The 10204-nt window shown below is 72.1% G+C and carries 10 protein-coding genes; 8 read left to right on the forward strand and 2 right to left on the reverse strand.

Features of this window, described 5'->3' with window-relative positions; all coding sequences use genetic code 11:
* Window positions 1-13 precede the first annotated feature (13 nt).
* The 6 genes from rhaS (at window position 14) to sigJ (ending at window position 5995) form a co-directional block, all read left to right on the forward strand.
* Window positions 14-1102, forward strand: a complete 1089-nt coding sequence (gene rhaS / locus AB0C62_RS23715; RefSeq protein WP_362976153.1) for a rhamnose ABC transporter substrate-binding protein — start codon at window positions 14-16, stop codon at window positions 1100-1102.
* Between the two features lie 38 nt (window positions 1103-1140).
* A complete protein-coding gene (locus AB0C62_RS23720) occupies window positions 1141-1464 on the forward strand; it encodes an L-rhamnose mutarotase (protein WP_362976155.1) in 324 nt (107 codons plus the stop codon).
* Window positions 1465-1660: 196 nt separating this feature from the next.
* Window positions 1661-2686, forward strand: a complete 1026-nt coding sequence (locus tag AB0C62_RS23725) for a LacI family DNA-binding transcriptional regulator (protein WP_362976157.1) — start codon at window positions 1661-1663, stop codon at window positions 2684-2686.
* Window positions 2687-2818: 132 nt separating this feature from the next.
* Complete coding sequence (locus tag AB0C62_RS23730; RefSeq protein ID WP_362976159.1) at window positions 2819-4120, forward strand: alpha/beta fold hydrolase; 1302 nt, start codon at window positions 2819-2821, stop codon at window positions 4118-4120.
* A 91-nt stretch (window positions 4121-4211) separates the two neighbouring features.
* Window positions 4212-5045, forward strand: coding sequence for an enoyl-CoA hydratase/isomerase family protein (locus tag AB0C62_RS23735; protein ID WP_362976161.1), 834 nt, complete (start codon window positions 4212-4214; stop codon window positions 5043-5045).
* A gap of 50 nt (window positions 5046-5095) precedes the next feature.
* Window positions 5096-5995: an RNA polymerase sigma factor SigJ gene (gene sigJ, locus AB0C62_RS23740; RefSeq protein WP_362976163.1), complete on the forward strand. Its 900-nt coding sequence runs from the start codon at window positions 5096-5098 to the stop codon at window positions 5993-5995.
* A gap of 3 nt (window positions 5996-5998) precedes the next feature.
* Here the strand turns inward: sigJ and AB0C62_RS23745 are convergent, their stop codons facing one another.
* Complete coding sequence (locus AB0C62_RS23745) at window positions 5999-6904, reverse strand: SDR family oxidoreductase (RefSeq protein WP_362976165.1); 906 nt, start codon at window positions 6902-6904, stop codon at window positions 5999-6001.
* Between the two features lie 126 nt (window positions 6905-7030).
* Here AB0C62_RS23745 and AB0C62_RS23750 point away from each other — a divergent pair, with 126 nt between their 5' ends.
* Window positions 7031-7870: a pentapeptide repeat-containing protein gene (locus tag AB0C62_RS23750; protein WP_362976167.1), complete on the forward strand. Its 840-nt coding sequence runs from the start codon at window positions 7031-7033 to the stop codon at window positions 7868-7870.
* A 29-nt stretch (window positions 7871-7899) separates the two neighbouring features.
* Here AB0C62_RS23750 and AB0C62_RS23755 read toward each other — a convergent pair whose 3' ends face one another.
* Window positions 7900-8424, reverse strand: coding sequence for a MarR family transcriptional regulator (locus tag AB0C62_RS23755; protein ID WP_362976169.1), 525 nt, complete (start codon window positions 8422-8424; stop codon window positions 7900-7902).
* A gap of 114 nt (window positions 8425-8538) precedes the next feature.
* Here AB0C62_RS23755 and AB0C62_RS23760 point away from each other — a divergent pair, with 114 nt between their 5' ends.
* Window positions 8539-10041, forward strand: coding sequence for an MFS transporter (locus AB0C62_RS23760; protein ID WP_362976171.1), 1503 nt, complete (start codon window positions 8539-8541; stop codon window positions 10039-10041).
* Window positions 10042-10204 lie beyond the last annotated feature (163 nt).

A 10204-nucleotide genomic window follows, 5' to 3' on the forward strand; every position in this document is an offset into this window, starting at 1 on the left:
AGGACCGTCAGCCATGCGCAAGTCTTCGATCCGCCGTACCTGCGCGGCGCTCGCCGCCGTCACCTCCCTCGCCCTGGCCGTCACCGCGTGCGGCGGCACCACCAAGAACGACGTCAAGGACTCGGGCGGCTCCAACTCCGCGGCCGGCGGCGCCAAGGCCGACCCGAACGCGGCCACCAAGAAGGGGCTGACCGTCGGCTTCCTGCCCAAGCAGGTCAACAACCCCTACTTCACCTCCGCAGACAAGGGCGGCGAGAAGGCGCTCAAGGAGCTGGGCTCCAGCTACAAGGAGGTCGGTCCCAGCAGCGCCACCGACACCAGCGGCCAGGTCAGCTACGTCAACACGCTCACCCAGCAGCAGGTGAACGCCATGGCCGTCTCCGCGCAGGACCCGGGCGCCCTGTGCACCGCCCTCAAGCAGGCGATGACGAACAAGATCAAGGTCGTCACCTACGACTCGGACACCAAGGCCGACTGCCGCAACGCCTTCGTCTCGCAGGCCAGCGCCGAGGACCTCGGCCGCACCGAGGTACAGCTCCTCGCCGAGCAGATCGACTACAAGGGCGAGATCGCGATCCTGTCCGCCGCGCAGACCGCGACGAACCAGAACACCTGGATCGACTTCATGAAGGACGAGCTGAAGGACCCCAAGTACAAGAACATGAAGCTGGTCAAGGTCGCCTACGGCAACGACGACGCCCAGCAGTCCTTCCAGCAGACCCAGGGCCTGCTCCAGGAGCACCCCAAGCTCGCCGGGATCATCTCCCCGACCACCGTCGGCATCAAGGCGGCGGCCCAGTACCTGTCCGGCTCCAAGTACAAGGGCAAGGTCAAGCTGACCGGTCTCGGCACCCCGAACGACATGCGCAAGTACGTCAAGAACGGCACGGTCGAGGGCTTCGAGCTGTGGGACCCGGCGAAGCTCGGCGAGCTGGCCGCCCGCACCGCCGTGGCCCTCTCCTCGGGCCAGATCACGGGCAAGGAGGGCGAGACGTTCAAGGCCGGTGACATGGGCTCCTTCACCATCGGCAAGGACGGCGTGATCAACCTCGGCAAGCCGACCGTCTTCGACGCGAAGAACATCGACCAGTTCGACTTCTGACCGTCCCGCAGGCCCGACTACCAGGCCCGGGAGGGTCGTTGACGCACCGTGTGTGTTTCCTGCTGAAGGTCCGTGCGGACCGCCTCGACGAGTACCGCGAGCGGCACGCCGCCGTGTGGCCCGAGATGCTCGACGCCCTCTCGGCCACCGGCTGGCACAACTACTCGCTCTTCCTCCGCGAGGACGGCCTGCTGGTCGGCTACCTGGAGACCGAGGACTTCGCCGCGGCCCAGGCCGCCATGGAGGCCACCGACGTCAACACCCGCTGGCAGACGGAGATGGCGCCGTTCTTCACCGCACTGGACGGCGCCCGCCCCGACGAGGCCATGAAACCCCTCACCGAGGTGTTCCACCTCGCCTGACCCGGCGGGACGACAAGCGCGTCCCGCCGGCCGCGACCCGCCCCGTGACCAGCGGGGTGACGCCCGGCGGGACCGCCCGACCACCCCGTGTCCCGTCCCTTTCCGGGCTTCCCTCATGACCACCGGTTCCGGCCCGCTCGCGGGTACTGTGAGGGCCCTGCCCGCCGCTTCGAGTTCTTCTGGAGGTTCCCGCCCGATGGCCCAGTCGGTGGGTATCAAGGACGTCGCCCGTGCCGCCGGAGTCTCCGTCGGCACGGTCTCGAACGTCATCAACCGCCCCGACTCGGTGGCCTCCGAGACGCGGGCCCGCGTCCTGTCCGCCATCGACCGGCTCGGCTATGTGCGCAGCGAGTCGGCCCGCCAACTGCGGGCCGGACGCAGCCGGATCATGGGGCTGCTCGTCCTCGACATGGGCAACCCCTTCTTCGTGGACGTCGCTCGGGGCGCCGAGCGCGCCGCGCGGGACGCCGGGCTCGGCGTGATGGTCTGCAACAGCGCGCAGAGCCCCAGCGAGGAGGCCGACTACCTGTCGCTCTTCGCGGAGCAGCGGGTGCGCGGCGTGCTGCTGACGCCGAGCGACGCGAGCGGCCGCAACATCGAGGCGTTCCGCCGCAACGGCATCCCCTTCGTCCTGGTCGACCGGGTCGCCGTGGGCACCACCGAGTGCTCCGTCTCGGTCGACGACGTGGCGGGCGGCGCCCTGGCCGTCCGGCATCTGGTGGACGCCGGGCACCGCTCGATCGCCTACGTCAGCGGACCTCCCGGCCTGAACCAGGTCAGGGACCGCCGCACCGGCGCCCTGAACGCGCTGGCCGAGGCCGGCCTCGGCCCCGCCAACCTCCGTGAGCTGCCCACCGAGCGGCTCGACGTGGCCGCCGGACGGGACGCGGGAGCGCGTCTCCTCGGCCTCGCCGAGCGCCCCACCGCCGTCTTCTGCGCCAACGACCTGCTCGCCCTCGGCGTGCTGCAGGCCATGTACGCGGCCGGTGTCGGTGTCCCCGACGACCTCGCGATCGTCGGCTACGACGACATCGAGTTCGCCGCCGCGGCCGCCGTCCCGCTCACCTCCGTGCGCCAGCCCGCCACGACCATGGGCGCCCTCGCCGCGGAGCTGCTCCTGGAGGAGATCGAGGCGGAGACCGCGCCGGCGCCGCACGAACACCGGCGTGTCGTCCTCCAGCCCGAGCTGGTCGTACGTCACTCCAGCCTGGCCGCGCGCTGAGCGGCCGTTCAGTTGCCCGTCACCGGACTGCTGAGTCACTGTTCAGTCCGTTGTCCTGATCCCGGGCTCCGCGAGCGGGGGCACATGTGCTCAACTGGGACAGCCTGAAATCCGTACGTCTCGGGAGCCCTGTTGACCGTCAGCTACCGCCAGCCCGGTGTCGTCCTCACCGACCACCGCTTCACCGTGCCCCTCGACCACGACCGTCCGGACGGGGAGACCATCGAGCTCTTCGCCCGCGAGGTCGTCGCGAGCGACAAGGCGCAGCAGGAGCTGCCCTGGCTGGTCTACCTCCAGGGCGGCCCCGGCTTCGGAGCGAATCGTTTCGTCGGACAGCAGGCCTGGCTCGGCCGGGCCCTCAAGGAGTTCCGCGTCCTGCTGCTCGACCAGCGCGGCACCGGTCACTCCACGCCGGCCAACCGGCAGACCCTCCCGCTGCGCGGCGGTCCCCGCGAGCAGGCCGACTACCTCACGCTCTTCCGCGCCGACTCCATCGTCCGCGACTGCGAGACCATCCGGCCCCGACTCACCGGCGGCGCGCCCTGGACGGTCCTCGGCCAGAGCTTCGGCGGCTTCTGCACGGTGCACTACCTGTCCAGCGCCCCCGAGGGGTTGAGCGCCGCCCTCGTCACCGGCGGACTGCCCACCCTCGACGGGCACGCCGACGACGTCTACCGCGCCGCCTACCCGCGCATCGAGCGCAAGGTCGCCGCGCACTACGCGCGCTACCCGCAGGACGTCGAGCGCGCCCGCCGGATCGCCGAGCACCTGCTCCAGCACGAGCCGGTCCTCAGCGGCGGCTACCGCCTGACCGTCGAGGCCTTCCAGTCGCTGGGCATCCTCCTCGGCGGCAGCGAGGGCAGCCACCGCCTGCACTACCTGCTGGAGGACGCCTTCGTGCGCACCCCGCAGGGTCCGGCGCTCTCCGACGCCTTCCAGGAAGAGGTCCAGGGGCTCCTGTCGTACGCGGGGCACCCCCTGTACGCGCTGGTCCACGAGGTCATCTACGCCCAGGACGACCGCCCCACCGCCTGGGCCGCCGAGCGGGTGCGCGCCGAGTTCCCGCAGTTCGACGCCGCCAAGACCCTCGCGAACGACGGGCCGCTGCTGTTCACCGGCGAGTCCGTGCACCCCTGGATGTTCGAGACCGACCCGGCGCTGCGCCCCCTGCGGGAGACCGCCGAGGAACTGGCGGCCCGCGCCGACTGGGCGCCGCTGTACGACCGGACCCGCCTCGCCGCCAACGAGGTGCCGGTCGCGGCGGCGGTCTACCACGACGACATGTACGTGGACGCCGGGCACGCGCTGGAGACCGCCCGGTCCGTACGCGGACTGCGCACCTGGGTGACCGACGAGTTCGAGCACGACGGCGTCCGGGCCGGCGGTCCGCGCGTCCTGGACCGGCTGCTCGCGCTCACCCGCGACGACGTCTGACGGCCGGGGCCCGGACCGCTCCGGGCCCTTGGACGCCCCCCGGCACACCCCTAGGATTCTGACGACCTGTCAGGAAGCTGAGGGGGCACGGATGATCGACACCCTGCGCACGGACATCCCGGAGGGCGAGGAGCGGCTGCGGCTGGACGTCGAGGACGGCGTCGGTGTCCTCACCCTGTGCCGGCCCGCGAAACTCAACGCGTGGAGCTGGGAGTCCACGCGCCAACTCGGCCTGTTCGCCGACCGGATCCGCTTCGACCCGGCAATCCGGGTGGTGCTGCTGCGGGCCGAGGGCCGGGCCTTCTGCGCGGGCATCGACGTGACGGCACCGGGCGGCGCGATCACCGGCCGCTCGGGCGCCGAGCGCACCCGCGCCTACTACGAGGGCATCCGCTGGGCCCACGAACGCTTCGCCGCCTTCGCGTCGCTTCCGCAGCCCGTCGTCGCGGCCGTCCAGGGCTACTGCCTCGGGTTCGGCTTCGAGCTCGCGCTGATGGCGGACGTCCGCGTCGCCTCGGCCGACGCCGTGTTCGCCCTGCCCGAGGCCCAGTTGGGCCTCGCCGTCGACGCGGGAGGCGACCTGCGGATCGCGCGCGAGGCGGGCGCGGGCTGGGCGAAGTTCCTCGCGCTGACCGGGCGACGTCTGGACGCGACCACGGCCGAACGCCTCCATCTCGTCCAACTCGTCTCCCAAGAAGGCGAGTTGGAGACGGTGTCCCGCGCCGTCGCCGCCGAGATCGCGGCGAACGGGCCGCTCGCCGTGCAGGCGGTCAAGCGCGACATCGACGCCTTCGCCGACGCCGGCCTGACGGCGGCCCTCGACCGGACGGCCCTCTCGGCCGCGCTCACCCTGACCTCCGAGGACGCGGGCGAGGGCTACGCCGCCAAGGGGGCCCGCCGCGCGCCCCGCTTCGAGGGGAAGTGACCCGCATGTTTTGATCGGTCACCGGCACGTACGACGAGTCAGGGGGACCGATGGCCGACAGCGACCTTCTCGCGGACCGGTTCGAGGAACAGCGCGGGCACCTGAGAGCGGTGGCCTACCGGATGCTCGGATCGCTGACCGAGGCCGACGACGCCGTCCAGGAGGCCTGGCTCAGACTCGGCCGCACCGACCCGGACGAGATCAGGAACCTGGCCGGCTGGCTGACCACCGTCGTCGGCCGGATCTGCCTCGACATGCTGCGCTCCCGCACCGCCCGGCGCGAGGACCCGCTGGAGCACGCCGGCACGTTCGTGCCCGATCCGGTGATCGGCTCCCTGGAGCGGATCGACCCCGAGCAGGAGGTGCTCCTCGCCGACTCCGTCGGACTCGCCCTCCTCGTGGTCCTGGAGGCGTTGGAGCCCGCGGAGCGGCTCGCCTTCGTGCTGCACGACCTGTTCGCGGTGCCCTTCGACGACATCGCGCCGATCGTGGGCCGGTCGACCGCGGCCACCCGCCAGCTCGCGAGCCGGGCCCGCCGCCGCGTCAAGGCGGACGCCCCCGAACCCGAACGCGACGTCACCCGGCAGAGGAAGGTTCTCGACGCCTTCCTCGCCGCCTCGCGCGCCGGGGACTTCGAGGCGCTCCTCGCCGTCCTCGACCCCGACGTCGTGCTGCGTGCCGACTCCGGGCCGCACGTCGGCGGCGCGGCCGCCTCCAAGCTGGTCCGCGGGGCGGCGGCGGTGGCCCGGCAGGCCCTCACCTTCGCCCGGTTCGCGGCGAGTTCGCAGCCGGTGCTGGTCAACGGCGAGGTCGGCGTCGTCGCACGCGTCGACGGCCGGCCGCTGTCGGTCATGGGGATCACCGTCGTCGACGGCAGGATCGTCGCGCTGCACATCCTCGCCGACCCCGAGCGGCTCGCGCGGCTCGGTCTCGCGGGGCCGGGGGAGTGACGGTCAGCCGGTGAAGGGACCGCGTCCCAGCTGCTCCCGCACCGGTGTCACCGGAGGGCTGACGAGCCCCCTGCGCTGCCAGTTGGCGCCGTCCACGACGAGGGTGTGGCCGGTGATGAAGCGGGCGTAGGGGGAGGCCAGGAAGGTGGCCGCCCAGCCGAGTTCGCGGGGCGCGCCGACCCGCAGCGCGGGCTGGCGCCGGTCGTGTCCGTCCGGCGCGGCGGACTCCGGGGCGTTCTCGGCCCGGGCGAGGTTGCCGCGGATGTCGTCCGTCATGTCGGCGTGCGGCATCAGCCCGGGCACCAGCCCGTTGATCTGGATGCCGTACGGGCCCCACTCCACGGCCAGCGTCCGCACCAGGCTCTCCACACCCGCCTTCGCCGCCGCGCTGTGCGCGAACCCCGGTCCGCCCGTCCAGGCGTACGAGGCACCGACGTCGATGACGGACCCCGGCGTCCCCGCCAGGAGGTGCCGGCGCCCGAACTCACGGGTCATCAGGAACGTTCCGGTCAGCGTGATGTCGACGACCGACTGCCAGGCGTTCGGCGACATGTCCTCGGTGGGCACGGGGAAGTTGGCGGCCGCGTTGTTCACCAGCACGTCGGGCAGTGCGTGGGCGTCGAACACCTCGGCGATCCGCCGCGGGTCCCGGATGTCGCACACGGCGGACGACACCCGGGTACCCAGCCCCGCCAACTCCTGCCGCGCCGGGCCGAGATGACGCTCACGCCGGCTCACGATCAGCAGGTCGGCGCCGAGCCGGGCGAACTCCGCAGCGACGGCCCGCCCGAGCCCCGTGCCACCCCCGGTGACGAGCACCAGCGAACCGTCGAACGTCCCGGCCGGCAGGGCACTCGCGCCCAGCGGCGGAGGTGCGGGGAGACCGGGCAGCCCGGCGTTGGGATCCATGGCCCCCTCGATACCCGGTGTGCCGTCAAACATCCAGACAGTGACCGCGACGATCGGCGTGGGAGACCCGCGCCCCGGCGTCGACGCAGTTCAGGGTATGAGGACCGGCTCAGTAGGCTGGACCGTATGCGAGACGACGGCACCACGGCCCAGGACCCACGCCCGGCACTGCGGGCCGACTGCGGTGAGTGCTTCGGGCTCTGCTGTGTCGCCCTGCCCTTCTCCCGGTCGGCGGACTTCGCGATCGACAAGGACGCGGGGAAACCCTGTCCCAACCTGGCGGCCGACTCCCGCTGCGGCATCCACACCCGGCTGCGGGAGACCGGCTTCACCGGCTGCACGGTGTACGACTGCTTCGGCGCCGGACAGCGGTTGTCCCAGGAGACCTACGGCGGTGTGGACTGGCGCTCCGGTTCCCCGGAGCGCGCCCGGCAGATGTTCGACGTCTTTCCCGTCGTCCGTCAGCTTCACGAACTGCTCTGGTACCTGAACGAGGCCCTGGCGCTCCCCGCCGCCCGCCCGGTGCATGCCGACGTCCGCCGCCTGCTCGACCGGACCGAGGAGCTGGCGCGGTTGACCCCCGACGAGCTGGGCGCCCTGGACGTCGGCGCGCACCGGCAGAAGGTCAACGACGTGCTGCTGCGCACCAGCGATCTGGTGCGGGCGGGGGCCGGGCGCGGCAGGAGGAAGGACCGCCGGGGCGCCGACCTGATGGGCGCCCGCCTCAAGGGCGCCGACCTGCGGGGTGTCAGTCTGCGCGGCGCCTACCTCATCGCCGCCGACCTGACGGGAGCGGATCTGCGCGGCGCCGACCTGATCGGCGCCGACCTGCGCGACGCCGATCTCACCGACGCCGATCTGACCGGGGCCTTCTTCCTCACGCAGCCGCAGCTGAACGCGGCCCGCGGCAGCGCCGGCACCCGGCTCCCGGAGTCGTTCGCCCGCCCCGGCCACTGGACCGTGTGAGCGGACGAGTCGGTCCGCTCGGTCAGGCGCTAGCGAGTCCGGTCGCCGGGGACGTCGGGTGCGTGGGCCGGCGCCGCGCCCCGCTCGCTGAGGTGGGCGTCCATCGTGGTGTTCAGATCGGTCATGAACGACTGGAACCGCTCGAGGAGTTGGGGCGGGTAGTTCGACATCGTGCTGTCGAGCCGGTGGGCGAGGGGGCCGAAGAACTCGTCCGCCCGTTCCTGGATGTGTCCGCCGCTGCGCAGGGTGACGACACGTCGGTCCGCGTGTTCGCGCACGCGGGTGATGTGCCCCGCGGCTTCGAGACGGTTCAGCAGTGCGGTGGTGGCCCCGCTGGACAGGGAGATCCGCTCGCTCAGTCGCGCGGGTGACAAAGGGGTGCCGCGCTCGTCGGCGGCGGCGATCTCCAGCACCGCGGTCGCGTCGGTGGAGTGCAGGCCCAGCCAGGCGGCGAAGCGCCGGCTGAGCTCGGCGTAGTGGCTGCCGTAGGTCCTCAGCGACTCCATCAGCCGCTCACGCTGCGCCGCGACGCCGTCGTGCTCCGCTTCCTCCATCGAGGCACCTTTCCCTCTCCTGCTGTGCGGTGTGTGCCGGGCGGCCCGCTTTGACAACCTACCGTCATCACTTTACCTTCATGGTGGAATTACTTCACCATGGAGGTATTGAGCGTGCGTGATCCGTCCCCCGTCCCCGGCCAGACCGCCGCCCCCTACCGCTGGCGGTGGCTCATCCTGGTGGTGATGCTCGTCGCGGAGATCATGGATCTTCTGGACGCCTCGATCGTCAACGTCGCCGGACCCGATCTGGAGAAGTCCCTCCGTGCCTCTTCCGCCGGCCTGCAGTGGGTGATCGGCGGCTACGCCCTCACCCTGGGCGCCGGGCTCGTGCTCGGCGGCCGTCTCGGCGACCGCTTCGGGCGGCGCCGGATGTTCCTGATCGGCCTCGCCGCCTTCACGCTCAGCTCCCTGCTGTGCGCGATCGCGCCGAACATCGCCTCGCTCATCGCCTTCCGCCTGCTCCAGGGCACGGCCGGGGCGCTGCTGCTCCCGCAGGGCCTGGGCCTGCTGCGGGAGAACTTCTCCGGACCTGAGCTCACCAAGGTCTTCGCGATCTTCGGTCCCGTCCTCGGTCTGGGCGGCATCATCGGCCCGGTCCTGGGCGGATTCCTCATCGAGGGCGACTTCTTCGGCCTGGGCTGGCGGTCGGTGTTCCTGGTCAACCTGCCCATCGGCCTCGCCGCGCTGGTCATCGCCGCGAGGTTCGTGCCCAGGAGGGCGGGCGACCGCACCGTGCGGGTCGACATGGTCGGCGCGGCCCTGGTGGCGGCGTCGTGTGCCCTGCTGGTCCTCCCGTTGAACCAGGGGCAGGAGGACGGCTGGCCGCTGTGGACGTGGCTGTGCATGGCCGCCTCGGTGGCCGGGTTCGCCCTGTTCGCCGTGCAGCAGCGTCGGACCGCCGCCGGGGGCGGCGAACCGCTGGTGAACGCGGGTCTGCTGCGCAAGCCCGCGTTCACCGTCGGGCTCGGCGGAATCGCCCTGTTCTTCGGCGGCCTGATCGGCACTCAGCTCGTGCTGACCCTCTACCTCCAGATCGGCCGCCACTTCACCGCCGGAGACGCGGGACTGGGCAACCTGCCGCTCGCGGTGGGTACGGCGATCGGCGGAGCCGTCAGCGGCGCGTTCCTCGCGGACAGGATCGGGCGTACGGTGCTGCAGATCGGTCCCCTGGTCCAGCTCCTCGGCGCCGCCCTGCTGTGGTTCGAGCTCGACGGCCTCGACGCCGCCTCGTTCTCGATCTGGGACATCGCTCCCGGCGTGGCGGTGGCGGGTGTCGGCGCCGGCATGGTGATCGCCGCCCTGTTCAGTTTCATCCTGGCGGCGGTCGACGACGACGAGATCGGTTCCGCGTCCGGGGTCCTCTCCGCGGTCCAGGCGGTCGGTGGCTCGATCGGCGTCGCGATCTTCGGCTCGGTGTTCTTCGCCCGGGCCGGGACCGGGGACTTCGGGGGCGGTTTCCGCCGCGCGCTGATCGTCCAGGCATGTCTGCTGGTGGCCTTCTTCGCGGTCACCTTCCTGCTGCCCAGGAAGGGTCGCCCGGAGGAGGAGCAGCACGGCGTCGTTCCCGAGGCCGCCGACGGCGACCCCGGCACCCCGCAGCGCCTCGCCGTGTGAAACCCGGCAGGGGAGGCCGACGTGGCCGACCGGCCGATCAGGCAGGGGCGGGGCGGCGATCGTCCGTCACGAGACCCGCGTCGAGCATCAGGATGTCCCGGTCGTGCTCGATGGCGATCACCGGGTCGGGGAGCGCCTGACGGTCCCGGACCGCCCGGGCGAG

Source organism: Streptomyces sp. NPDC048643 (genome assembly GCF_040650615.1).
Lineage (GTDB): Bacteria > Actinomycetota > Actinomycetes > Streptomycetales > Streptomycetaceae > Streptomyces.